Here is a 23,836-nt window from a genome sequence, read left to right as displayed (position 1 = left end):
CAGTCTGGCGCAGGAGCCTGCGCTCAGGCTGACCGGCGGTGCTGCTCCAGGGCGTCGCGGTCACGATCGTCGCCCTCGGAGCGCACCCGTGCCACTTCGGTGCGGCCGAAGGCGTGCAGCGTCAGCTCCAGCGGAGTCCCGCGCAGCACGACTGTCCCGGCGCCCTCGGGCGGACGCCGTAGGGCCACCCTGCCGTGCCCGTCAGCGACGAGCACGATGCCGGTCGGGGCGGTGCGGTAGAGCATCCGCCCGGCGATCCGCACGGTGCGCCACAGACCCTCTTGCGCCGCCGGCGGGAGGGGCGTCGGCTCCCACTCCTGCTGGGCCCGGACCATGTCCTCGTGGTGGATGCTGAACTCACCGAGGTTGACGGCGCGGTCAACGGCGGGGATCCGGGTGGGCCACAGCGCCGCCGGCCCGTGCCGGACCTGGTCCACGAGCTGTCCGAAGGGTTGCGCGGCCGTGCGTTCCTGCAGCGACTCGGTATGCCGCTGCAGGGCGGGCACGGGCAGGCCGATGCCTGGCAGGGCATCCGGGCGGGACTCCCGCACGATCAGGTGCGCGAGAAGGTCACGGACACGCCACGGGGAGCAGAGGGTGGGGGCGTCGCCGCCGAGCCGGGTGGCGGTGTCGGCGACGAGGTCTCGGAGGTGGTGAGGCATACCTCATCTCACCACGGACCAGGTCTGTCGGTGTGTCGTGATTGGATAGGGAGTTGGCGTCGTCCACCCCTCTTCACCTCGTCTGGAGGTCCTCCTCGGCATGTCCACCGCCACTGATCCGGTGCCCCGCCCTGTCGCCAGCCGCGCGGTGCTCCGGCGCGGACTGCGCATCATCTGGGGCGGGATGGTCGCGCAGCGCCGGCCGTTCGGCGTCGCCGTCGTGGGCTCGGTGCTCTGGGCGGGAGCGACGGTGGGCACCGCCTGGGCGATCGGCTGGGTGACGGACACCATCGTCACGCCGGCGGTGGACGCAGGGGAGGTGCGCGCCGGCCAGCTGTGGACGATCCTGGGGCTGTTGCTCGCAGTGCTGGCCGTCAACGTCCTCGGGGTGATCCTGCGACGCGTCTACGCCACGATCTCGGGCTTCAACCTCCAGGCGTCCTACCGTCGCGGCGTCACGCGGCAGTACCTCCGGCTGCCGCTGTCCTGGCACCACGCGCACCCCTCCGGTCAGCTGCTTTCCAACGCCCACGCCGACGTCGAGGCGACCTGGCAGGTCTTCAACCCGCTGCCCATGGCGATCGGCGTGCTCTTCATGCTGGTCATCGCCGGCACGATGATGGTGCTGGTCGACCCCTTCCTCGCCTTCATCGGGCTGCTCGTGTTTCCCGGCCTGTTCCTGGCGAACCTCGTCTTCCAGCGGGTCATGTCACCCCGGATCACCCGGGCGCAGCAGCTGCGGGCCGAGGTCGCCGAGGTGGCGCACGAGTCCTTCGACGCCGGGCTGGTCGTCAAGGCCATGGGGCGTGAGGAGCAGGAGACCGCCCGCTTCGCCCGCGTGACGCACGAGCTGCGCGACGCCCTCATCCTCGTGGGGCGGACCAGGGGCGTCTTCGAGCCGGTCATCGAGGCGATCCCGACGCTGGGCACCCTGGCCGTGCTCGGGGTCGGCACCTGGCAGGTGTCCCGCGGCGAGCTGGGCGCGGCCCAGGTCGTGCAGATGGCCTATCTCTTCTCCGTCCTGGCCTTCCCGGTCCGCGCGCTCGGCTGGGTCCTCGCCGAGCTGCCGCGGACCGTCGTCGGCCACGACCGGGTGCAGCACGTGCTCCGCGCCGAGGGAGGTATGCCGTACGGCTCGGCCCGCCTTCCTCGCTCGACCGCCGCCGCCACGTCGAGCCTGGAGGACGTCGTCTACGCGCACGAGGGTGAGGAACGACCGACCATCCGAGGGGTCTCCCTGGACATCCCCTCGGGTCGGACCGTCGCCCTCGTCGGCCCGACCGGCTCCGGCAAGACCACGCTGACCAACCTGGCCCTCCGGCTGGTGGACACCGACGCGGGGTCGGTGCGGCTCGACGATGCCGAGGTCCGTGACCTGGCTCAGGGAGAGGTCCCTGCCGTGGCGACCCTGGTGGCCCAGCAGACCTTCATGTTCGACGACACCGTGCGGGGCAACGTCACGCTGGGGGACGATCTCGGCGCCGAGGACCGGGGCACGGTCGACACCACGGTCTGGGAGGCGTTGCGGGTGGCCCAGGCCGACGGCTTCGTGCGCGATCTCCCGCAGGGCCTCGACACGGTCATCGGTGAGCGGGGAGGCACGCTTTCCGGCGGGCAGCGGCAACGGATCGCCCTCGCCCGAGCGATCTGGCGCCGACCTCGGCTGCTCGTGCTCGACGACGCGACGAGCGCGGTCGACCCGTCCGTCGAGCAGGCGGTGCTCGCCGGTCTGCGCGAGGCCCGGGGCGGGATGACGGTCCTCGTGGTCGCCTACCGCATGGCCACCATCCTGCTGGCCGACGAGGTCGTCTACGTCGAGCACGGCGAGGTGCTCGACCGCGGCACCCACGACGAGCTGGTCGACCGCTGCCGGGGCTACGCCGACCTGGTCCACGCCTACGCCCGGGAGGCTGCGGAGCGCGACGCGGTCGCCCGGCACGAGGAGGCCGGGTCGTGAGCGCCCCCACCGAGCCAGGATCGAGCCGGATCGACGGACAGGGGGAGCTCGGGACCCTGGCCACCCTCCGTCGCGGCCTGCAGCTCTCACCGGAGCTGCGCACGGGGCTCCTGGTCACCGTCGCCCTGGCAGTCGTCGCCACGGTGGGGCGCGTCGTCATCCCCTTCGTCGTGCAGCAGACGACCGACAACGGGATCAACGCCCCTGAGGGAGTAGATGTCGGCTACGTCGTCCGTGCGATCGCCGTCGCGGCGGGCGTGGTGCTCCTCACCTCGCTGGCGCAGTATGTCGTCAACGTGCGGCTCTTCACCGCTGCCGAGTCCGGGCTGGCGACGCTGCGGCTCAAGGCGTTCCGGCACATCCACGACCTGTCCGTGCTGACCCAGAGCACGGAGCGTCGCGGCGCGCTCGTGTCCCGCGTGACCAGCGACGTCGACACGATCTCGATGTTCGTGCAGTTCGGTGGCCTCATGCTGCTCGTGAGCACGGCCCAGATCCTGCTCGCCACGGGACTGATGCTGTTCTACAGCCCGCTGCTCACGCTCGTCGTCTACCTGTGCTTCGTCCCGCTCGTCGTGCTCGTGCGGCGGTTCCAGCCGATCCTGGGACGCGCCTACGGCACGGTCCGGGAGCGGGTCGGCGACCTGCTCGGGTCGATCGGCGAGTCCATCGTGGGCGCGACCACCATCCGGGCCTACGGCGTGGAGGATCGCACCGCCGCGCGGATCGACGCGGCGATCGAGGCGCACCGGTCGTCGGCCATCAGAGCGCAGATCCGCTCGGTGATGGCGTTCGTCTCCGGGCAGGCGTTCGCCGGCATCACCACGGCTGTGGTGCTCGTGGTCGGCACGGTCCTGGCCACCCGCGACCAGGTGTCGCTGGGCCAGCTGCTCGGCTTCCTCTTCCTGGTCAACCTCTTCACCCAGCCGGTGCTCATGGCGACGGAGATCCTCAACGAGATGCAGAATGCCGTCGCCGGCTGGCGTCGTGTCATCGGGGTCATCGACACGCCGGCCGACGTCGCGGACCCGGGCGAGGAGGGGGTGCACCTCGACCGGGGACCCATCACGGTCGATTTCGAGGACGTGTGGTTCAGCTATCCCGGGGGACCGCCGGTGCTGCGTGACGTCGACCTCACCATCGCGCCGCACACCCGGGTCGCCGTGGTGGGGCAGACGGGATCCGGCAAGACGACGCTGGCCAAGCTGCTGACCCGCCTCATGGATCCGAGCCAGGGCGTCGTCCGGCTCGATGGCACGGACCTGCGTGAGGTGAGTTTCGCCAGCCTCAGGCAACGCGTCGTCCTCGTGCCGCAGGAGGGGTTCCTCTTCGACGCCGATCTCGCGGACAACATCCGCTTTGGGCGTCCCGAGGCGAGTGACGAGGACCTGGCGCTGGCCATCACCGAGCTGGGCCTGGACGCGTGGGTCGAGGGCCTCCCGCACGGCCTGGCCACCGCCGTCGGTCAGCGCGGAGAGTCGTTGTCGGCGGGGGAGCGGCAGCTCGTGGCCATCGCCCGGGCCTATCTCGCGGACCCGGACCTGCTCGTGCTCGACGAGGCGACCAGCGCGGTCGACCCGTCCACCGAGGTCCGGGTGCAGCGGGCGCTGGAGGGACTGACGCGGGGGCGCACGTCGGTGGCCATCGCGCACCGGCTCTCCACCGCCGAGGCCGCTGACGTCGTCGTGGTGGTCGACGCGGGCCGCGTCGTCGAGCTCGGGCACCACCGCGACCTCGTGCAGCGGGAGGGAGTGTATGCCCGGATGCACGCCTCCTGGGCCGCGCAGCAGACCGGAGCCTGAGTCGCGGGCCCGGCGCCACCGGCGCGTCCGCGACGCCGGTGCCGAGGGGGTGCTGGCACAATGGAGGCAGGCGGCCCGGGTGGCCGGGCCGGATACACATCCCCAGTCAAGGAGCACCACATGCACGAGGACAGCCACGGACACAGCGTCGCCGCCTGGGTCGGGGTGGCCCTGATGCTGGTGGGCACGCTGGTCGCCTGCTGGGGTGTCGTCTTCGAGCCGGATGTCCTGCTGTGGGTCGGCCTCGCCGTGGGCGTCGCGGGTGCGCTGGCCTGGTATCTGCTCGACCGTGCCGGGATGGGCGAGGACCCCGACCGCGCCCACGGCTGAGACCTTGAGGGTCCGTGCCGGGACTCCGGCACAGGCCGTCTACGCTGGGCGGGTGCGCACAGTGCTTGACGAGATCATCGAGGGGGTCCGCGAGGATCTGGCTGATCGGCGCGTGGACGTGCCGCTGGAGGAGGTCAAGGACCTGGCGGCGGCCGCAACCGGTCCGCTGGACGCCTGGGGTGCCCTCACCCGTCACGACGGCATCCACGTCATCGCGGAGGTGAAGCGGAGCAGCCCGTCCAAGGGTGCTCTGGCCGCCATCGCGGAGCCGGCCTCGTTGGCTGCGGACTATGCCGCGGGCGGCGCCAGCGTCATCAGCGTCCTGACCGAAGGGCGACGCTTCGGCGGCTCGCTCGCCGACCTCGACGCGGTCCGGACCCGGGTCGAGGTCCCGGTCCTGCGCAAGGACTTCGTGGTCGATCCCTACCAGGTCTGGGAAGCGCGCGCGCACGGTGCTGACCTGGTGCTGCTCATCGTGGCGGCACTCGACCAGGACCAGCTCGTCGGTCTCCTGGAGCGGACCGAGTCCCTCGGCATGCAGGCCCTGGTCGAGGTGCACGACGAGGAGGAGCTCGATCGCGCCCTGGCTGCGGGGGCTCGGATCGTGGGGGTCAACAACCGCAACCTGAAGACGCTGGAGGTCGACCGCGGCACCTTCGCCCGGCTGGCCCCTCGGGTGCCCTCCGGCTGCGTCGCGGTGGCCGAGTCGGGCGTGCGTGGGCCCCTGGACGTCATGAGCTTCGCCGAGGCCGGCGCCCAGGCGGTGCTCGTGGGAGAGGCCCTGGTCACGGTCGGGACGCCCCGCGAGGCGGTCGCCGAGCTGGTGGCGGCCGGCGCCCACCCGGCGCTGCGCGGCGGCGCCCTGCAGGCGCGCGGAGGTGGCCGCCGATGAGTGCGGCGACACCAGACCGCGCGGCTCGGTTCGGCGAGTTCGGCGGCCGCTTCGTGCCGGAGGCCCTGGTCGCCGCGCTCGAGGAGCTCGACGAGGCGCGTCTGGCCGCGATGGCCGACCCTGACTTCCGCACCGAGCTCGACCGGCTCCAGCGCGACTACACCGGCCGGCCGAGCCCGCTGACGGAGGTGCCGCGGTTCGCGGCCCACGCGGGCGGGCCCCGTGTCTTCCTCAAGCGGGAGGACCTCAACCACACCGGATCCCACAAGATCAACAACGTGCTCGGTCAGGCCCTGCTCACCGTCCGGATGGGCAAGCGGAGGGTCATCGCCGAGACGGGCGCGGGGCAGCACGGCGTGGCGGCGGCGACCGCCGCCGCCCTGATGGGGCTCGAGTGCACCGTCTACATGGGCCAGGTGGACACCGAGCGGCAGGCGCTCAACGTCGCGCGGATGCGGTTGCTCGGTGCCGAGGTCGTGGCCGTGCCCACGGGCAGCGCCACGCTCAAGGACGCGATCAACGAGGCGATGCGCGACTGGGTGACGAACGTCGAGCACACCCACTACCTGCTGGGCACCGTGACGGGGCCGCACCCGTTCCCGACCATGGTGCGTGACTTCCACTCGGTCATCGGAGAGGAGGCGCGCAAGCAGGTGGAGGACACGATCGGGGGTCTGCCGGACGCCGTGTGCGCCTGCGTCGGTGGGGGATCTAACGCCATGGGCATCTTCCACGCCTTCCGGGAGGACCCCGACGTCGCGCTCTGGGGCTTCGAGGCCGGGGGAGAGGGCGTCGAGACCGGGCGGCACGCGGCACGCTTCTCCGGTGGTGAGCCCGGCGTGCTGCACGGTGCGGCCACCTACGTCCTGCAGGATGCGGACGGTCAGACGTTGGAGACCCACTCGGTCTCGGCCGGTCTCGACTACCCCTCGGTCGGCCCGGAGCACGCCTTCCTGCACGACACCGGGCGGGCTCGCTACCTGCCGGTCACGGACGCGGAGGCCATGGCGGCCTTCCAGCTGCTGTGTCGCACCGAGGGCATCATCCCGGCGATCGAGAGCGCCCACGCGCTCGCCGGGGTCCTCCGGATCGGCCCCGACCTGGGTCCGGGCGCGACCGTGCTGGTCAACCTCTCCGGGCGGGGGGACAAGGACGTCGACACCGCTGCCCGGTGGTTCGGCCTCCTCGACGAGGACGGCCGGGCCGAGACCGACGGGGAGACCGCGTGAACCCCCTCGACTCCGTCTTCGCGACCGCCCGGGTCGAGGATCGGGCGGCCCTGGTCGCCTACCTGCCCGCTGGCTATCCCGACCTCACCCGGTCGATCGAGGCGGTCCGCATCCTGGTGCGGCACGGCGCCGACGTCGTCGAGGTGGGAGTGCCCTACACCGACCCGCTGATGGACGGTCCGGTGGTCGAGCGTGCCGCCAGCAGCGCCCTGTCGGCGGGCTTCCGTCTCTCGGACGTCTTCGAGGTCGTCGCCGCCGTCCGGGACGAGGGCGCCGTCCCGGTCGTCATGACCTACTGGAATCCCGTGCTGCGGTGGGGCGTGGACCGGTTCGCCGACCAGCTCGGTCAGGCTGGAGGCGCCGGCATCATCACCCCGGATCTCATCCCCGACGAGGCCACCGACTGGCGGGAGGCGGCCGCCGCCCGCGGGCTGTGCCCGATCTTCCTGGTCGCGCCGAGCTCGACCGACGACCGGCTGGCGATGACCGCCGCCGCCTGTCGCGGCTTCGTCTACGTCGCCTCGACCATGGGCGTGACCGGGGTCCGCGACGCGGTGGGTGGGGGCGCGCACGCGCTCATCGACCGGACCCGTGCCGTCACGGAGCTGCCGCTGGCCGTCGGGCTGGGGGTGAGCACGCGGGCGCAGGCCGCCGAGGTGGCCGGCTACGCCGATGGCGTCATCGTCGGGTCCGCCCTGGTGCGCGCGCTGACCGACGACCCCTCGACCGGGGCGCTGGCACGGCTCACCGAAGAGCTCGCCCAGGGCGTCCGGGAGCGGTGACCTCGCACGCCCTCCAGACGCGCGGCGAGCGCCGGGTCACGAGCCTGGACCTCGCCGGCCTGGTGGTCCGGCTCGCCCTGGCCGGAGTCATGCTCTACGCCGGCTGGAGCAAGGTGACCGACCTGACCGGATCGGTCCAGAACGTCCTCGCCTACGAGCTCTTCGGGTATGAGGTCTCTCGCCTCATCGGGATCCTGCTGCCGGTGGTCGAGCTGGCGCTCGGGGCGCTGCTGCTCGTGGGGCTGCTGACCCGAGCGAGCGCGGCGGCCACGGCGGCCCTCCTCGTCGTCTTCGTCGCTGGCATCGTGTCCGCGTGGGCGCGAGGGCTGGCTATCGACTGTGGCTGCTTCGGCACCGGCGGCCCGGTCGCGCCCGAGGACACCGCATACCTCGCCGACATCGTCCGCGACCTCGGGTTCCTGCTCCTCGCCGCCTGGCTGGTCGTCCGTCCCCGCACCCTGCTGTCCCTCGACCGTCTCCTGCAGAAAGGCCTCTGACGTATGCCACGCCCCCCAGCCCCGAAGGTATCGCCCGACCGTCCGGGCGGGCCACCGACAGCTCTCATCGCGGCCGTGGTCGTGCTCGTGGTCGCCCTCGTCGGTGGGCTGGTCCTCTGGGCGGTCACCAGGGACAGTGACCTGCAGGCCGGCGGAAGCTCCAGCGTGCTGGCCGAGGGCGGGGGCGTCAGCATCGGGCCGGGCGTCGAGGCGGACGTGCCCCAGGTGCGGGTCTACGAGGACTTCCAGTGCCCGTGGTGCGGTCGTCTCGAGGCGGCGATCGGCGAGGACCTCGCCGACCGGGCGGAGGCGGGCGAGCTCAACGTGACCTACACGATCATGTCCTTCCTCGACTCCGGCCTGGGCAACGACTCCTCGACCCGAGCGGCCAACGCGGCGCTCTGCGCCGACGACGAGGGTGCCTTCCTCCCCTTCCACGAGGCGGTGTTCGCCGGCCAGCCGGCGGAAGAGGGCACCGGGTGGACCGATGACGAGCTCCTCGGTTTCGCCGGCGAGGCGGGCATCACCGGGGACGATCTGGACACCTTCGGCAGCTGCCTGGCCGAGGACCGCTATGGCGACTACGTCGCTGCCATGCAGGAGCGCGCCAACCGCGACGGCGTCAGCGGGACCCCCACGGTGACGATCGACGGCGAGCAGCTGACGGCCGAGGAGATGCAGGCGCTGATGGACGGCAGCAGCACCGTCGAGGACGTCCTGGACGCCCACTCCTGACGCAGCGGCAGGGGGTGTCAACCACCACACCTGAGACCATTAAGGTAGGCGGCATGCGTCGAGCCAAGATCGTCTGCACCCTGGGTCCCGCTACCGCCTCCTACGAGCAGATCGAGGCTCTCGTCCTCGCCGGTATGGACGTGGCGCGGCTGAACCTCTCCCACGGCTCCTACGAGGAGCACTACGAGCGCTACATCCGCGTCCGCGAGGCCAGCGACGCGACCGACCACGCCGTGGCGGTCCTGGCCGATCTGCAGGGTCCCAAGATCCGGACCGGCACCTTCGCCGGTGGACCCGTGACGCTGGCCGGCGGCGACACCTTCACGATCACGACCCGCGACGTGCCCGGTGGCCCCACGGAGGTCGGCACGACCTACGCCGGCCTGCCCGGCGACGTCGAGATCGGTGACGACCTGCTCATCGACGACGGCAAGGTCATGCTGCGCGCCACCGCCGTGAGCGAGACCGACGTGGAGTGCGAGGTCGTCGTCGGCGGCGTCGTCTCCAACAACAAGGGCATCAACCTGCCCGGGGCCGCGGTCAGCGTGCCCGCCATGTCGGAGAAGGACGAGGAGGATCTGCGATGGGCGCTGCGGACCGGGGTGGACTTCGTCGCCCTCTCCTTCGTCCGGTCGGCGGCGGACGCCGACGCCGTCCGCGCCATCATGGACGAGGAGGGTCGCCAGCTGCCGATCATCGCCAAGATCGAGAAGCCGCAGGCGGTCGAGAACCTCACCGAGATCGTGGATGCCTTCGACGGCGTCATGGTGGCCCGCGGTGACCTCGGTGTCGAGCTGCCGCTCGAGCAGGTGCCCCTCGTCCAGAAGGACGCCATCCAGCTGTGCCGCGAGAAGGCCAAGCCGGTCATCGTGGCGACCCAGGTCCTGGAGTCGATGGTCGACAACCCGCGGCCGACGCGCGCCGAGGCCAGCGACTGCGCCAACGCGGTGCTCGACGGTGCCGACGCCATCATGCTGTCCGGTGAGACATCCGTGGGAGCGTGGCCGATCCGCGCGGTCGAGACCATGGCGAGCATCATCGAGAGCACCGAGGAGCACGGGCTGCACCGCATCGCACCGATCGTCACCAAGCCCAAGACCCCGGGCGGTGCGGTGACGCGCGCGGCGATCTCGCTGGCCGACGCGCTGGGTGACCAGGTGAAGTTCCTCGTCACCTTCACCAAGAGCGGCGACACGACGATGCGCATGGCCCGGGTGCGGCCCGGCACGCCGATGCTGTCCTTCACGACCGAGCAGCACACCCGGTCCCGCCTGGCGCTCACCTGGGGGGTCGAGACGTTCATCGTCCCCTTCGTGTGGCACACCGACCAGATGGTCAAGCAGGTCGAGGAGACGTTGCTGCGCGAGGAGCGGTGCCAGGAGGGCGACATCGTCGTCATCGTGGCCGGGTCGCCTCCCGGGCAGTCCGGCACCACCAACGCGCTGCGGATGCACCGGGTCGGGGATGCCATCCTCGGCGACGCACCCGCCTACCGGCACGATCCACAGCCGGAGGGGTGAGGGGCCAGACCGGGGCGAGCCGGCCGGTATGCTGGTACGGCTCTTCTCGCGGCGCCACGGCGCGCCCGCCCGCCGGGGTGGTGGAATGGCAGACACGGAGCACTCAAAATGCTCTGCCCGCAAGGGCGTGCGGGTTCAAGTCCCGCTCCCGGCACCACCGCCCGGCCCGCGTCTGCTGGCCGGACCCGATGCCGACAGATAGGGTTCACGACGTGAACGATGCACGCAAGGAGACCGCCGGACCGGACGAGACGACGGAGGCCACCGTGGGTGGCGTCGGCGCTCAGTCCGCTGACGGCGACGGGGAGGGGGCACCGGCTGCGGCCGGGGCCGAGGACGAGAAGGAGGGGGCCGAGGCGTTGCCCGGTCCGGAGACGGGGCTTCGCATCCTGCTGGCCGAGGACGAGGCCCTGATCCGGATGGACCTCGCGGAGATGCTCGCCGAGGCCGGGCACGAGATCGTGGGTCAGGCCGCCGACGGGGAGCAGGCGATTGCGCTGGCCCGGGAGGTGAAGCCGGACCTCGTCGTCATGGACATCAAGATGCCGGGCATGGACGGCATCTCCGCGGCGGAGCAGATCGGGCGCGACGGACTGGCCCCGGTCGTCATGCTCACCGCCTTCAGCGACAAGAACCTCGTCGAGCGGGCTCGCGATGCGGGTGTCATGTCCTACGTCGTCAAGCCGTTCAGCGCCGCCGACGTGCTCCCGGCGATCGACATCGGCCGGGCCCGGTGGGCCGAGCGCAAGGCGCTGGAGTCGGAGGTCGCCGACCTGGGCGAGCGGTTCGAGACCCGCAAGCGGGTGGACCGCGCCAAGGGCCTGCTCATGAGCCAGCTCAAGCTGAGCGAGGCCGACGCCTTCCGCTGGATCCAGAAGGCGGCGATGGACCGGCGGCTCTCGATGCGCGAGGTGGCCGACGCCGTCATCTCCGGGATGCCGGGCAAGAAGTAGCCGTTGTCGACCCTGCCCTCTCCGTGCGTGGCCACGAGAAGGCATGGCCGACCACGTCGGGTGCGGCGTCGAGGGACTCTCTCGGTCAGGTGAGCGCCGCGACGGCGGAGACCAGCAGCGGTGCGACGACCAGCGAGGGGAGCAGGTCGCCGACAGGGACCTGCCGGATCGACAGCAGCCGCAGCGCGATGCCGACGAGCAGCAGGCCGCCGACCGCGGTGAGCGCGGCGATGTGTGCCTCCGGCACGACCTCGCCCAGCGCGAAGCCCACCACGGTCAGGCCGCCCTGCACGACGGCGATGGAGACGACGGACAGCAGGACCCCGACACCGAACGTCGAGGCGAAGGCCAACGAGGCGAAGAAGTCCAGGGCCGACTTGAGGACGAGCTGGTCGATGCCCCGGCCGAGTCCGTCGGACAGCGAGCCCAGGATGGTGAGCGGGCCGACGCAGAACAGCAGCGACGCCGTGAGCCAGCCCTCGATGAACCGCTCCCGCGCGGCCGACCCGCCGTCGCCGCCGGCATACCGGCGCACCAGCTGTTGCACCCCGCCCGCGAGAGACTCCAACCGCTCCTCGATGCGCAGCAGCGATCCCACGATCCCGCCGATGAGCAGCGAGCCGAGGACGATCAGGACCGGCACTCCCTCGCCGACCGTCTCGATGAGGACGGGGCTGGTCACCTCGAAGGCGGAGAGCATGGCCACGACCAGCGTCAGCAGTCCGAGGCAGTCGGTGACCACTGTGCGGACCCGTTCCGGGAGGCGGTGCCCGACGGCCATGCCGAGCGTGGCGCCGACGAGCACGGCGATGATGTTGACGACCGTGCCGGCACCGGGGAACAGACCGTCCATGGCTGCAGGCTACGGCGCGGGTGCGGTCAGGATGCCGGTGGGCGGTCTCTGAGCGCGCAGGTGAGCCGCGCCGTACAGACGCGGTGGTCCCGGTCGTCGGTCACGACGATCTCGTAGGACGCCACCGAGCGGCCGAGAGCCAGCGGGGTGGCGACGGCGGTCACGAGGCCGTCGCGGACCGCCCGGTGGTGCGTGGCGTTGAGGTCGACGCCCACCGCGATGCGACCAGGCCCGGCATGAGCCGCTGCGGCGACCGACCCGACCGTCTCGGCCAGGGCGGCCGAGGCGCCACCGTGCAGCAGGCCGTAGGGCTGGGTGTTGCCCGCGACCGGCATCGTGGCGACGGTCCGGTCCGCGCCGACCTGCACCAGCTCCATCCCCATCCGCTCGGCGAGATCGCCCCGTGGGACCTGGGCGGGGTCGACGGCGGCGGAGGGCGGCGACGGACTGTCAGTCATACGACATAGGCTGCCATGCGTGAGTCGACTGCTGCTGCTGGACGGACATTCGCTGGCCTACCGGGCCTTCTTCGCGCTCCCGGTCGAGAACTTCTCGACGACGACCGGCCAGAGCACCAATGCCGTCTACGGCTTCACCTCGATGCTCATCAACGTGCTGCGGGACGAGGCGCCGTCGCACCTCGCAGTCGCCTTCGACGTCTCCCGCCAGACCTTCCGCAGCGACGAGTATGCCGAGTACAAGGCCGGGCGCTCGAGCACCCCGGACGAGTTCAAGGGCCAGGTGGACCTCATCAAGGAGGTGCTCGACGCGTTGCGGATCAGCCACGTCGAGGTGGCCGGCTTCGAGGCCGACGACGTGATCGCGACCCTGACGACCCAGGCCCGGGAGGACGGGATGGAGGTCCTCATCTGCTCCGGGGACCGCGATGCGCTGCAGCTGGTGGACGAGCGGACCACGGTGCTCTATCCCCGCAAGGGGGTGTCCGACCTGGCCCGGATGACTCCCCAGGCGGTGCAGGAGAAGTATGGCGTGCTCCCGGAGCGCTACAGCGACCTCGCCGCCCTCGTGGGGGAGTCGAGCGACAACCTGCCCGGGGTCCCGGGCGTCGGCCCGAAGACGGCGGCCAAGTGGCTGGGGCAGTTCGGTGACCTTTCAGGCATCGTCGACCATGCGGACCAGCTGACCGGCAAGGCGGGGCAGGCCACGCGGGACCACCTGGACCAGGTCATCCGCAACCGACGCCTCAACCAGCTCGTGGGCGATGTCGAGCTGCCGGTCACCATCGCCGAGCTGCAGGCCCGCGGGTGGGACCGCGAAGAGGTGCACCGGGTCTTCGACGGGCTCGAGTTCCGGGTCCTCCGCGACCGGCTCTTCGCCACGCTGGAGTCGGCCGAGACCGAGGCGGACGAAGGCATCGCGGTGGCCGGAGACGTCCTCGGTGCCGGTGAGGTCGCCGGCTGGCTGGACCGGCACGCCACCAGCGACGCACGACTGGCCGTCGTCGTCGACGCGGAGCCCCGCACGGCGGCAGGCCCGGGGGAGGCGACGGCGCTGGCGCTGGCCGGTCCCGAGGACGCGGCATACCTCGCTCTTCAGGACCTGGATCCAGCCGACGAGGTCGCGCTGCGCACCTATCTGTCCGACGCCGAGCAGGCCAAGGCCGTCCACGGAGGCAAGGAGGCGATCGCTGGTCTGGAGGTGGCAGGCCTGATGGTCGAGGGCGTGGTGAGCGACACGGCCCTCGCGGCCTATCTCGCCCGGCCCGACCAGCGCTCCTACGATCTCGCCGACCTGTCCCTGCGTTACCTCAAGAGGGAGCTGCGGGCCGACGGCGAGGAGTCTGGCGAGCAGGAGAGCGGTGCCTCGTCCCAGGGCGAGCTGGAGCTCAGCTTCGACGCTGACGGGGGCGACGACGCCCGGGCCGCCGCGGCCAGGTCGGCGATGGTGCGGGCCCGGGCGGTGCACGACCTCGCCGACGCGCTGGACGAGGAGCTCGCGGACGAGGAGGAGCAGCACCTCCTGCGCGACGTGGAGCTGCCGCTCGTGGGGGTGCTGCGGCGGATGGAGCGCGTCGGGATCGCGGTCGACCTGCCGGCTCTCGAGGGGCTGGAGCAGCAGTTCGCCGACGCGATGGGCCGGGCCCAGCAGGATGCCTGGGACGCCATCGGCGACGACACGATCAACCTGGGTTCGCCCAAGCAGCTGCAGACGGTGCTCTTCGAGACGCTGGGACTGCCCAAGACACGACGCACGAAGACCGGCTACACCACCGATGCCGACGCCCTGGCCGGGCTCTACGCCCAGACCGAGCATCCCTTCCTCGAGGCGCTCCTGCGGCACCGAGACACCACCCGGTTGCGGGTCACCGCGGAGGGGCTGATCTCGTCCGTGGCCGACGACGGCCGGGTGCACACGACCTTCCAGCAGACGATCGCGGCGACAGGGCGCTTGAGCTCGACCGAGCCCAACCTCCAGAACATCCCCATCCGGACCGCCGCCGGTCGCCGGATCCGGGAGATCTTCGTCGTCGGCACGGACCGGGAGACCGGCCTGGATTACGCCTCGCTCATGTCCGCGGACTACAGCCAGATCGAGATGCGGATCATGGCCCACCTCTCCGGCGACGACGGGTTGATCCAGGCCTTCCGCGAGGGAGAGGACCTCCATCGTTTCGTGGGAGCCCGCGTGTTCGGGGTCGACCAGGCAGACGTCACCGCGGAGATGCGTTCCAAGGTCAAGGCGATGAGCTACGGACTGGCCTACGGGCTGTCCGCCTTCGGGCTGTCCAAGCAGCTGGGGATCACCACCGGTGAGGCGAAGGAGCTCATGGAGGAGTACTTCGAGCGCTTCGGTGGCGTGCGTGACTACCTGCGCGACGTCGTGGCCGAGGCGCGGCGCACCGGGTTCACCGAGACCATCCTCGGACGCCGTCGGCACCTGCACGACCTCACGAGCGACAACCGTCAGCGCAGGGAGATGGCCGAGCGGATGGCTCTGAACGCCCCCATCCAGGGCTCGGCCGCCGACATCATCAAAGTCGCCATGCTGCGCACCGAGCGCGCGCTGGATGAGGCGGGACTCGCGTCCCGCATGCTGCTCCAGGTGCACGACGAGCTGGTGCTCGAGGTGGCACCGGGCGAGCAGGACGAGGTGGAGCGCATCGTGCGCACGCAGATGGGTTCGGCCGCCGATCTCACCGTGCCGCTCGACGTGAGCGTCGGGCTGGGGCGGAGCTGGCACGACGCGGCCCACTGAGGCCTCCGGTGCGTCCCAGGCCGACGTGGTCGCCGACGTTGCCGGGACCACCTGTTCGGGCCTGCGTGCTCCGGTGCCTCCCGGTTGACGCAGGGGCCCGCTGCGTCAAGAGGGAATGTGACCGAACCGTGCTAGGCAGGGACGACGACCTGTGGTTTACTCCCGGGTGTCCGCATCGAAGGAGATCCCGTGACCGCCCGTCTGTGGGCAGCGATCGCTGCCATCCTCTTCGGCGTCCTCGTCGTCGCGGGGCCTGCTGTCGCGGCGCCGTCCCCCGCTGCTCCGGCGGCCGGGCCCGATGCCGTCTCGACGTCGGCCGACGAGGCCGACGAGTCGGTGCAAGGGACCCTGCGCGACCCGGACCGTGAACCCCTGGAGGGGGTCACGATCACGGTGACGCAGGACGGCGCCGAGGTGGGCTCGGCCACGACCGACGGGGAGGGTACGTGGTCCGTCCCGCTCCCCGGCCCAGGCTCCTACACCGTGACGCTCGACACCTCCGGACTCCCGGACGGCGTGGTCCCGAGGGCGGAGGGCGGAGACGTCCTCGACGGGGTCACGGTGCGCCCCGGCGCTTCGCAGGGCGTCATCTTCCAGCTGGGGACGGGCGAGGCGGACACCGGCGGAGGCGGGCTCCCGGTCGGGCGGGTGCTGCAGCTCGTGGTCGACGGGATCAAGTTCGGGGCCATCATCGCCATCACCGCCGTCGGACTGTCCCTGGTCTTCGGCACCACCAAGCTCATCAACTTCGCCCACGGCGAGTTCGTGACCATCGGGGCGGTGGCCGCCTACTTCCTGAGCACCGCGCCCGGAAACCTGCCGATCGTCCTGGCGGCCGTCCTGGCCATGGCCGTCGGTGGGGCCGTCGCGGGCGGCTTCGAGGTGGCACTCTGGCGGCCCCTGCGTCGACGGGGCGCCGGCCTGATCCAGATGTTCATCGTCGCCATCGGCCTGTCGCTCCTGCTCCGCCACCTCGTGCTCATCATCTTCGGGTCGCGGCGGCAGCAGTACGACGAGTACTCCCTGCAGACGGCCTGGAACATCGGGCCGGTCCGGATCACGCCACGCGACCTCATCATCACCGTCCTGGCCTTCGCCATCATGATCGCGGTGGCGGTCATGCTGCAGCGCACGCGTATCGGGACGGCCATGCGCGCCGTCAACGACAACCGCGATCTGGCGGAGGCCTCCGGGATCGACGTGCAACGGGTCGTCCTCGTGGTCTGGGTCCTCGGTGGTGCGCTCGCGGCCATCGGCGGCGTCTTCTTCGGGTTGACGCAGGCGATCTACAGCGAGATGGGCTTCGAGCTGCTGTTGCTGATGTTCGCCGGCGTCATCCTCGGCGGGCTCGGCAGTGCCTACGGCGCCATGCTCGGATCGCTGGTCATCGGCCTGGTGTCCCAGCTGTCGACGCTGTGGTTCCCGGCCTCGCTGGCCTACATGTGGGCCCTGCTGGTCATGATCATCGTGCTCCTCGTGCGACCCCAGGGCATCCTGGGCCGCCGTGAGCGGGTCGGCTGAGGAGACGACGATGGATTTCCTTTCCGTGCTGTCGGTGGCCATCCGGGGTGCCCTGGGTCCCGAGGCGGCCATCTACGCCCTGGCGGCGATCGGGCTCAACGTGCACTTCGGCTACACCGGGCTGCTCAACTTCGGCCAGGTCGGCTTCATGCTGGTCGGGGCCTACGGCACGGCCATCTCGGTGCTGTCGCTGGGGATCCCGCTGTGGGCCGGGGTGCTGGTCGGGATGGCCTGTGCCGTCGTGCTGGCACTCATCCTCGGCATCCCGACCCTCCGCCTCCGCGGCGACTATCTCGCGATCGCCACGATCGCTGCCGCCGAGGTGCTGCGTTACCTCTACCGGTCCTCCTTCGCCGAGCCGGTGACGGGTGGGGTCTACGGCCTGGTGCAGTTCGCGAACGGGTTCTACGACCTCAACCCCTTCGGTGGACCGCTCGAGCTCGGACCGCTGCGTTTCAGCGAACGTGCCCTGTGGCTCATGACGGTGGCCTGGGGAGCGACCTTCCTGGCCGCAGCACTCGTGTGGCTGCTGATCCACAGCCCCTGGGGGCGTGTCCTCCGGGCGGTCCGGGAGGACGAGGAGGCAGCCCGCAGCCTCGGGAAGAACGTCTTCGCCTACAAGATGCAGGCCCTGGTGCTGGGCGGCGTGCTCGGTGCCCTGGCGGGAGCGCTGCTCGCGATCAACAGCCAGGCGATCACCCCTGATGCCTTCATCCCGATCATCACGTTCTATCTCTGGACCATCATGATCCTGGGCGGGGCCAGCCGGGTCGTCGGGCCGATCATCGGCTCGGTGGTCTTCTGGTTCCTGCTCACCTTCCTCGATGCCTTCCTCCGCAGCGCGATGTCCGCCGGGTGGATCCCGGGCAGCATCCTGGTGCCGAGCGACATCGGAGCCGTCCGGTTCGCCGCGGTCGGCCTCGGGCTCATGCTGCTCATGATGTTCCGGCCCGCCGGCCTCATCGGCAACCAGAAGGAGCTGCGCCTCGATGTCCGATGACCAGTCGCCCGACCTCGTGACCGAGCGCGCCGCCGCCCACGACGCGGACCGCGCCGCCGAGCACGAGCTCTCGGTGGGTGCCCGGCGCGCCGCCGAGGCCCTGCGTGACGTCGACAACCGGCCCGGAGTCGCCAAGCCGGACGCCATCCTCGTCGCCGATGACATGACGCGGTTCTTCGGCGGCGTCCGGGCCGTCGAGGTGGAGCACCTCGAGGTGCAGCGGGGCACCATCACCGCCCTCATCGGCCCCAACGGCGCGGGCAAGTCGACCTTCTTCAACCTCATCACCGGCTTCGACAGCCCCGACAGCGGGACGTGGTCCTTCGACGGCAAGGACATCAGCGGCAAGCCGTCCTACCGCATCGCGCGGCAAGGGATGGTGCGCACCTTCCAGCTGACCAAGGCGCTCACCCGCCTGACCAGCCTGGAGAACCTCATGCTGGGCGCCACCGGCCAGCGGGGGGAGGGGATGCTCGCGTCTCTGCTGCGGCCGAGCTGGTCGGCGCAGGAGACCGAGATCCAGGAGCGGGCCGAGGAGCTCCTGGATCGCTTCAACCTCGCCCACATGCGCGACGAGTTCGCCGGGACCATGTCGGGCGGCCAGCGCAAGCTGCTGGAGATGGCGCGTGCCCTCATGGTCGACCCGCAGATGATCCTGCTGGACGAGCCGATGGCGGGCGTGAACCCCGCCCTGACGCAGTCGCTCCTCGGGCACATCGAGGCGCTGCGCGACGAGGGTATGACGATCGTCCTCGTCGAGCACGACATGGACGTCATCATGTCGATCAGCGACTGGGTCGTCTGCTTCGCCCAGGGCAAGGTCATCGCCGAGGGTCGCCCGGACGACATCCGCAAGGACGAGGCCGTCATCGAGGCCTATCTCGGGAGCCACCGGGCGCTGCACGAGGAGAAGGAGTCCGAGTCGTGAGCGAGGCCCAGGAAAACGCCGAAAAGAGCGCCGCGGAGAGTGCGGAGCCGGTCCTGTGGACCGAGGAGTTGGTCGCTGGCTACATCCCTGACGTCGACATCCTGCGCGGGTGCACCGTCGAGGTGCGACCGGGGGAGCTGGTCGGCATCATCGGACCCAACGGTGCCGGGAAGTCCACGCTCATCAAGGCGATGTTCGGGCTGGTGCCGATCCGGTCCGGTCGCGTCATGCTGCAGGGCACCGACATCACCTCGCGCCCCGCGCACAAGCTGGTCGAGGACGGCTTGGGCTACGTCCCGCAGAATAACAACGTCTTCCCGTCGCTCACCGTCGAGGAGAACCTCCGGATGGGCATCTACCTGCGCCCCAAGGAGTTCGACGAGCGCTTCGGCGACGTCAGCGACCTCTACCCTCTGCTCGCCGACCGGCGGGCGCAGCGCGCCGGGTCGTTGTCCGGTGGTGAGCGCCAGGTCGTCGCGATGGGGCGAGCCCTGATGACCAACCCCCACGTGCTCTTCCTCGACGAGCCGTCGGCCGGGCTGTCTCCTCTCATGCAGGACTCGGTCTTCGAGGCTGTCTCCCGCATCAACTCCTCCGGGGTCTCGGTGCTCATGGTGGAGCAGAACGCCCGGCAGTGCCTGGAGATCTCCGACCGCGCCTACGTCCTCGACCAGGGCCAGGACGCCTACACCGGGACCGGGGAGGAGCTGGCCACGGACCCGAAGGTGATCGAGCTCTACCTCGGGACCCTCGCGCGGATCGACGGCTGAGCCCACTCCCGCGCCACGACGGCCAACGGCCCGGCACCCTCATGGGCGCCGGGCCGTTGCCGTGCGGTCGGGGAGTGGCCGGGCCCCGAGGGGCCCGGCCGACTCACCTCACTCCGACGGGTTGGACTCCACGGTCTCGGCCGTGGTGAGCTCTCCCGCGTCGTCGAACTCGTAGACCTCGATGGTGGCGGTGCTCGGCTCGCCGGCGTCGGTGAAGTCCAGCGGACCACTCATGCCGTTGTAGTCGATGTCCTCACCGTTCTCCAGCAGCCCCTTGCACTCCTCGAAGGACGTGCAGGCGGTGCCCTCCATCGTCACGCCGTTGACCTCGCTCTTGAAGTCGGCGGCGTTGACCGAGCCTGCGGCCTCGGCCGCGAGGGCCAGGGTGACCGCGCAGTCGTAGACCTGCGGCGCGAACTGCGTCTCCTCCAGATCCGGCGCGAACTCCTGCAGCCGGGTAATGAAGTCGGGGTTGTCCGCGGACGCCGGTGCGGTGCCCTTCATCCCGGCGATCACCGTCGGGTCGGACTCGTTGACGATGCTGCCGAGGTCGGCCGAGCGGATGCCGTCGGCGCCGTAGACACCCACGGCGTCGGGCGTGAGCCCGGCCTCGAACATCCCCTGCAGGATCTGGCCGCCCTCCTCGAAGGCGATGACCACGACGGCGTCGGGCTGGGCCGCCTCCACCGAGGAGACCACGGCGTTGAACTCTCGCGCCAGCGGGTCGTAGTCCTCGTTGAGGGCCACCGTGGCCCCGGCGTTCTCCAGAGCGGTCGCCGTCGCGTCGGCCAGGCCGGCGCCGTAGTCGTCCGCACGGGCGACGATCGCGACGTTGCTGTAGCCGTCGTTGACGATGGTGTTGGCCAGCACCGGACCCTGCAGCGCGTCCGACGGCGCGGTGCGCACGTAGAGGCCGTTGTCGTCGTAGTCGGTGAAGGTCGGCGCGGTGTTGGAGCCCGAGCACTGCATGACGTTCGCACCGGTGACCCGGTCCACGATCGCCAGGGACATGCCCGACGCGGCAGCGCCGATGATGGCGCTGGGCTGCTCGGCCAGGATGCGGTCGGCGGCCTGCTGGGCCGCGGCGTCCTGTCCGGCCTCGTCACCGGCGATGGGGTCGGGGACCTCGTTGCCCAGGACGCCACCGGCGTCGTTGATGTCCTGGATGGCCAGGCCGAGCGCCTCGATCTGGGGCGGTCCGAGGAACGCCAGCTGGCCGGTCTCCGGCAGGACGTAGCCGAAGGTGAAGGTGTCGCCGGTGTTGCCGTCGCCGCCGGCCATGGGGGCCTCGCTGGTGGCCTCGCCGCCGTCGCTGCTGGCAGCGTCGTCGTCGGTGCCTTCCTCAGCCTCGGTCTCCTCGGCGGAGGTGGTGTCCTCCGCGCCCTCGTCGTCGCCGTCGCCGCCGCACGCGGCCAACAGGGCCACGGCGGACAGCGCTGCCACTGCCCTCAGGTGGGTCTTCCTACGCATGTGATGCCTCTCTCACAGTCGGGGGGCCTCATCGCCCGTCCACGGGACTTCACCCTAGGCCGCATCGGCCCGGGATCAGACCTTTGTCACCAAACTGTGACCTTGCCCCTACGTGAGCCGGGACGGCTTCTCCGCCACGATGATGGCGGTCCCCGGGATCATCCGGCCCCGCAGCGGGCTCCACCCGCCCCAGACCCGCTCGAGCCCGTCCGGCCACGTCGGTTCGACGAGATCGACGAGCACGAGGCCGGCGCCGCGCACCCCCCGCACGAGGTCACCGAGGGTGCGGTGGTGCTCGGCATACGTCACGGTTCCGTCGGCCGTCTCCTCGACGTAGGCCGACCGGTCGAAGTAGCTCTGCCGGACCACCAACCCGTCCGCACCGGGGGAGTCGGGCAGCGTCCAGCGGAACGGGTGGGGCAGGGAGAACACGCATCGTCCGCCGGGGCGCAGCACCCGGGCCCACTCGCGCAGCGCGGCCGCAGCATCGGGCACGAAGGCCAGGACGCCGTGCGCGGTGATGACGCGGTCCATGCAGGCGTCGGCGAGCGGGAGCCGGGTTCCGTCGCACTGGAGGTATGCCGTCGGCGCCGGGCTTCCGTGGCCGCGCACCTCCGCGTCGATGCGGTGCCCCACCGCGAGCATCCCCGCGGAGAGGTCGGTCGCCACCACACGGGCGCCTCGTTCCGCGCACCAGCGGGCCCCCTGCGCCGCTCCCGCACCGACCTCGAGGACATCCGTCCCGGCGAGGTCCCCCAGCAGCCCCAGGTCGGCCTCGGTCCAGCCCTCCGGCCCCCAGGTGAGCTCGGTGTCGCCGAGATCCGCGCGGTGGTCGGCGTAGTACTGCTCGGCCTCGGCGTCCCACCAGGCCCGGCTGGCGGTGACGGAGTCCGGATGGGCGACCGGTCGGCGGACCACCCGGTCGGGGGAGGGAGGTGCTGCTCCTGAGTTGTGCTCCGGCATACCGCCAGTGTGCCCTGCGCATGCGCACCGCTTTTGACCTGGCGCAGAGCCGCCGATACCCTGGGGAGGCACGACTCGTGCGTTTCGTGCTGCCCGGCGTCAGCCGGTCGGCCCGATCACTGAGCACAGCCATCATCCATACCCAGTGTCCACAATCGGAGTCCCTACTACATGACTGCCACCACGGCCGAGAAGGCCAGCTCCCAGATCGCTGTCAACGACATCGGTTCTGAGGAGGAACTCCTCGCCGCGATCGACGCGACGATCAAGAACTTCAACGACGGCGACATCGTCGAGGGGGTCATCGTCAAGGTCGACCGTGACGAGGTCCTGCTCGACATCGGCTACAAGACCGAGGGCGTCATCCCCTCGCGCGAGCTGGCCATCAAGCACGACGTCGACCCGTCCGAGGTCGTCACCGTCGGTGACGAGGTCGAGGCCCTGGTCCTCCAGAAGGAGGACAAGGAAGGCCGCCTCATCCTGTCCAAGAAGCGTGCGCAGTACGAGCGCGCCTGGGGCTCGATCGAGCAGATCAAGGAGGAGGACGGCGTCGTCACCGGCACCGTCATCGAGGTCGTCAAGGGCGGCCTCATCCTCGACATCGGCCTGCGCGGCTTCCTCCCGGCGTCGCTGGTGGAGATGCGTCGCGTCCGCGACCTCCAGCCCTACGTCGGCAAGGAGATCGAGGCCAAGATCATCGAGCTGGACAAGAACCGCAACAACGTGGTCCTGTCTCGTCGCGCCTGGCTGGAGCAGACCCAGTCCGAGGTCCGCACGACCTTCCTCAAGGAGCTCGGCAAGGGCCAGGTGCGCACCGGCACCGTCTCGAGCATCGTCAACTTCGGCGCCTTCGTCGACCTCGGTGGCGGCGTCGACGGCCTGGTGCACGTCTCCGAGCTGTCCTGGAAGCACATCGACCACCCCGGCGAGGTCGTCGAGGTCGGCGACGAGGTCACCGTCGAGGTGCTGGACGTCGACATGGACCGCGAGCGCGTCTCGCTGTCCCTCAAGGCGACGCTCGAGGACCCGTGGCAGACCTTCGCCCGCACCCACGCCATCGGCCAGGTCGTGCCGGGCAAGGTGACCAAGCTGGTGCCCTTCGGCGCCTTCGTGCGTGTCGAGGACGGCATCGAGGGCCTGGTCCACATCTCCGAACTGGCCGAGCGTCACGTCGAGCTGCCCGAGCAGATCGTCACCGTCGGCGCCGAGGTCTTCGTCAAGGTCATCGACATCGACCTGGAGCGCCGCCGCATCTCGCTGTCGCTCAAGCAGGCCAACGAGGCGGTCGCCGCCGAGTTCGACCCGACGCTGTACGGCATGGCCGCGGAGTACGACGACCAGGGCAACTACAAGTACCCCGAGGGCTTCGACCCCGAGACGAACGAGTGGCTCGAGGGCTTCGAGGAGCAGCGGGAGAAGTGGGAGAAGGAGTACGCCGACGCCCACGAGCGCTGGGAGGCGCACAAGGCGCAGGTGGAGGCCGCCTCCGAGGCCGACTCCTCCGCCGGTGTCGAGGTTGCCCCGGCGTCCGCGTCCTACTCCTCGGCCCAGCCGGAGCAGGATGACGACGACCAAGGCGGCACCCTGGCCTCCGACGAGGCTCTGGCCGCCCTGCGCGAGAAGCTCACCGGCAACTGATCGCACAACCCTCCGGACGGGACCGCCCAGTCTGAGCGGCTTGCTCGGGACGGCCGAGGGCCCGACACCTCACGAGGTGTCGGGCCCTTTCACATTTCCCTGGAAATTCGCTGTGCTA

The 23,836-nt window shown here is 70.9% G+C and carries 21 protein-coding genes and 1 tRNA gene; 17 read left to right on the top strand and 5 right to left on the bottom strand.

Annotated features, from left to right (window positions below; genetic code table 11):
* Nucleotides 1–23: 23 nt before the first annotated feature.
* Nucleotides 24–662 (bottom strand): TIGR03085 family metal-binding protein, encoded by a 639-nt coding sequence (locus tag AC5PYY_RS13115; RefSeq protein ID WP_493897249.1) that lies wholly within the window; start codon nucleotides 660–662, stop codon nucleotides 24–26.
* 100 nt (nucleotides 663–762) lie between these two features.
* Between AC5PYY_RS13115 and AC5PYY_RS13110 the strand changes: the two genes are divergently transcribed.
* The 11 genes from AC5PYY_RS13110 to AC5PYY_RS13060 all read left to right on the top strand — a co-directional run bounded on the left by AC5PYY_RS13110 (nucleotide 763) and on the right by AC5PYY_RS13060 (nucleotide 11,359).
* Entirely contained in the window at nucleotides 763–2,619 is a 1,857-nt protein-coding gene (locus tag AC5PYY_RS13110; protein ID WP_493897248.1) for an ABC transporter ATP-binding protein, read from the top strand.
* A complete protein-coding gene (locus AC5PYY_RS13105; RefSeq protein WP_493897247.1) occupies nucleotides 2,616–4,421 on the top strand; it encodes an ABC transporter ATP-binding protein in 1,806 nt (601 codons plus the stop codon). The genes AC5PYY_RS13110 and AC5PYY_RS13105 overlap by 4 nt, the downstream gene beginning before the upstream one ends.
* Before the next feature lie 120 nt (nucleotides 4,422–4,541).
* Complete coding sequence (locus tag AC5PYY_RS13100; RefSeq protein WP_493897246.1) at nucleotides 4,542–4,751, top strand: HGxxPAAW family protein; 210 nt, start codon at nucleotides 4,542–4,544, stop codon at nucleotides 4,749–4,751.
* Between the two features lie 52 nt (nucleotides 4,752–4,803).
* Nucleotides 4,804–5,643, top strand: a complete 840-nt coding sequence (gene trpC, locus AC5PYY_RS13095; RefSeq protein ID WP_493897245.1) for an indole-3-glycerol phosphate synthase TrpC — start codon at nucleotides 4,804–4,806, stop codon at nucleotides 5,641–5,643.
* Nucleotides 5,640–6,872 carry a tryptophan synthase subunit beta gene (gene trpB / locus AC5PYY_RS13090; RefSeq protein WP_493897244.1) on the top strand — a complete coding sequence of 411 codons (1,233 nt, stop codon included), beginning with the start codon at nucleotides 5,640–5,642 and terminating at the stop codon, nucleotides 6,870–6,872. The genes trpC and trpB overlap by 4 nt, the downstream gene beginning before the upstream one ends.
* Nucleotides 6,869–7,654, top strand: a complete 786-nt coding sequence (gene trpA, locus AC5PYY_RS13085) for a tryptophan synthase subunit alpha (protein ID WP_493897243.1) — start codon at nucleotides 6,869–6,871, stop codon at nucleotides 7,652–7,654. Before trpB ends, trpA begins: the two co-directional genes overlap by 4 nt.
* A complete protein-coding gene (locus AC5PYY_RS13080; RefSeq protein ID WP_493897242.1) occupies nucleotides 7,651–8,151 on the top strand; it encodes a MauE/DoxX family redox-associated membrane protein in 501 nt (166 codons plus the stop codon). Before trpA ends, AC5PYY_RS13080 begins: the two co-directional genes overlap by 4 nt.
* A 75-nt stretch (nucleotides 8,152–8,226) precedes the next feature.
* Entirely contained in the window at nucleotides 8,227–8,886 is a 660-nt protein-coding gene (locus AC5PYY_RS13075; protein WP_493897241.1) for a DsbA family protein, read from the top strand.
* Between the two features lie 53 nt (nucleotides 8,887–8,939).
* The gene (gene pyk / locus AC5PYY_RS13070; RefSeq protein WP_493897240.1) at nucleotides 8,940–10,406 is read left to right on the top strand and encodes a pyruvate kinase; all 1,467 of its coding nucleotides are present in this window, start codon (nucleotides 8,940–8,942) and stop codon (nucleotides 10,404–10,406) included.
* A 71-nt stretch (nucleotides 10,407–10,477) separates the two neighbouring features.
* Nucleotides 10,478–10,563: transfer RNA gene (locus AC5PYY_RS13065), tRNA-Leu, on the top strand.
* A gap of 202 nt (nucleotides 10,564–10,765) precedes the next feature.
* The gene (locus tag AC5PYY_RS13060) at nucleotides 10,766–11,359 is read left to right on the top strand and encodes an ANTAR domain-containing response regulator (protein ID WP_493899377.1); all 594 of its coding nucleotides are present in this window, start codon (nucleotides 10,766–10,768) and stop codon (nucleotides 11,357–11,359) included.
* 85 nt (nucleotides 11,360–11,444) lie between these two features.
* On the opposite strand, the gene AC5PYY_RS13055 is transcribed toward AC5PYY_RS13060, so the two are convergent.
* Entirely contained in the window at nucleotides 11,445–12,212 is a 768-nt protein-coding gene (locus AC5PYY_RS13055) for a DUF554 domain-containing protein (protein ID WP_493897239.1), read from the bottom strand.
* Nucleotides 12,213–12,238: 26 nt separating this feature from the next.
* Nucleotides 12,239–12,670: a hotdog fold thioesterase gene (locus AC5PYY_RS13050; protein WP_493897238.1), complete on the bottom strand. Its 432-nt coding sequence runs from the start codon at nucleotides 12,668–12,670 to the stop codon at nucleotides 12,239–12,241.
* Nucleotides 12,671–12,689: 19 nt separating this feature from the next.
* On the opposite strand from AC5PYY_RS13050, the gene polA reads away from it, so the two are divergent.
* From polA to AC5PYY_RS13025, 5 genes are all read left to right on the top strand, one after another.
* Nucleotides 12,690–15,428 carry a DNA polymerase I gene (gene polA, locus AC5PYY_RS13045; RefSeq protein ID WP_493897237.1) on the top strand — a complete coding sequence of 913 codons (2,739 nt, stop codon included), beginning with the start codon at nucleotides 12,690–12,692 and terminating at the stop codon, nucleotides 15,426–15,428.
* A gap of 189 nt (nucleotides 15,429–15,617) precedes the next feature.
* The gene (locus AC5PYY_RS13040; protein WP_493897236.1) at nucleotides 15,618–16,949 is read left to right on the top strand and encodes a branched-chain amino acid ABC transporter permease; all 1,332 of its coding nucleotides are present in this window, start codon (nucleotides 15,618–15,620) and stop codon (nucleotides 16,947–16,949) included.
* 10 nt (nucleotides 16,950–16,959) lie between these two features.
* Complete coding sequence (locus AC5PYY_RS13035; RefSeq protein WP_493897235.1) at nucleotides 16,960–17,949, top strand: branched-chain amino acid ABC transporter permease; 990 nt, start codon at nucleotides 16,960–16,962, stop codon at nucleotides 17,947–17,949.
* On the top strand, nucleotides 17,939–18,877 hold the full coding sequence (locus AC5PYY_RS13030; RefSeq protein ID WP_493897234.1) for an ABC transporter ATP-binding protein: 939 nt from the start codon (nucleotides 17,939–17,941) through the stop codon (nucleotides 18,875–18,877). The genes AC5PYY_RS13035 and AC5PYY_RS13030 overlap by 11 nt, the downstream gene beginning before the upstream one ends.
* Nucleotides 18,874–19,647 (top strand): ABC transporter ATP-binding protein, encoded by a 774-nt coding sequence (locus AC5PYY_RS13025; RefSeq protein ID WP_493897233.1) that lies wholly within the window; start codon nucleotides 18,874–18,876, stop codon nucleotides 19,645–19,647. The genes AC5PYY_RS13030 and AC5PYY_RS13025 overlap by 4 nt, the downstream gene beginning before the upstream one ends.
* A gap of 108 nt (nucleotides 19,648–19,755) precedes the next feature.
* Here AC5PYY_RS13025 and AC5PYY_RS13020 read toward each other — a convergent pair whose 3' ends face one another.
* Together AC5PYY_RS13020 and AC5PYY_RS13015 are read right to left on the bottom strand one after the other, a co-directional pair.
* Entirely contained in the window at nucleotides 19,756–21,117 is a 1,362-nt protein-coding gene (locus AC5PYY_RS13020) for an ABC transporter substrate-binding protein (protein WP_493897232.1), read from the bottom strand.
* A gap of 108 nt (nucleotides 21,118–21,225) precedes the next feature.
* Complete coding sequence (locus AC5PYY_RS13015; RefSeq protein ID WP_493897231.1) at nucleotides 21,226–22,080, bottom strand: class I SAM-dependent methyltransferase; 855 nt, start codon at nucleotides 22,078–22,080, stop codon at nucleotides 21,226–21,228.
* A gap of 171 nt (nucleotides 22,081–22,251) precedes the next feature.
* On the opposite strand from AC5PYY_RS13015, the gene rpsA reads away from it, so the two are divergent.
* On the top strand, nucleotides 22,252–23,718 hold the full coding sequence (rpsA, locus tag AC5PYY_RS13010; protein WP_493897230.1) for a 30S ribosomal protein S1: 1,467 nt from the start codon (nucleotides 22,252–22,254) through the stop codon (nucleotides 23,716–23,718).
* Nucleotides 23,719–23,836 lie beyond the last annotated feature (118 nt).

This window comes from Serinicoccus sp. JS2-9 (assembly GCF_059025165.1).
This window is presented reverse-complemented; position numbering and strand designations above follow the sequence as displayed.

Coding starts and splice junctions, on each gene's coding strand:
- AC5PYY_RS13115 (WP_493897249.1), bottom strand. CDS start 662: ATGCCTCACCACCTCCGAGACCTCGTCGCCGACACCGCCACCCGGCTC.
- AC5PYY_RS13110 (WP_493897248.1), top strand. CDS start 763: ATGTCCACCGCCACTGATCCGGTGCCCCGCCCTGTCGCCAGCCGCGCG.
- AC5PYY_RS13100 (WP_493897246.1), top strand. CDS start 4,542: ATGCACGAGGACAGCCACGGACACAGCGTCGCCGCCTGGGTCGGGGTG.
- trpB (WP_493897244.1), top strand. CDS start 5,640: ATGAGTGCGGCGACACCAGACCGCGCGGCTCGGTTCGGCGAGTTCGGC.
- pyk (WP_493897240.1), top strand. CDS start 8,940: ATGCGTCGAGCCAAGATCGTCTGCACCCTGGGTCCCGCTACCGCCTCC.
- AC5PYY_RS13055 (WP_493897239.1), bottom strand. CDS start 12,212: ATGGACGGTCTGTTCCCCGGTGCCGGCACGGTCGTCAACATCATCGCC.
- AC5PYY_RS13050 (WP_493897238.1), bottom strand. CDS start 12,670: ATGACTGACAGTCCGTCGCCGCCCTCCGCCGCCGTCGACCCCGCCCAG.
- AC5PYY_RS13035 (WP_493897235.1), top strand. CDS start 16,960: ATGGATTTCCTTTCCGTGCTGTCGGTGGCCATCCGGGGTGCCCTGGGT.
- AC5PYY_RS13030 (WP_493897234.1), top strand. CDS start 17,939: ATGTCCGATGACCAGTCGCCCGACCTCGTGACCGAGCGCGCCGCCGCC.
- AC5PYY_RS13020 (WP_493897232.1), bottom strand. CDS start 21,117: ATGCGTAGGAAGACCCACCTGAGGGCAGTGGCAGCGCTGTCCGCCGTG.
- AC5PYY_RS13015 (WP_493897231.1), bottom strand. CDS start 22,080: ATGCCGGAGCACAACTCAGGAGCAGCACCTCCCTCCCCCGACCGGGTG.
- rpsA (WP_493897230.1), top strand. CDS start 22,252: ATGACTGCCACCACGGCCGAGAAGGCCAGCTCCCAGATCGCTGTCAAC.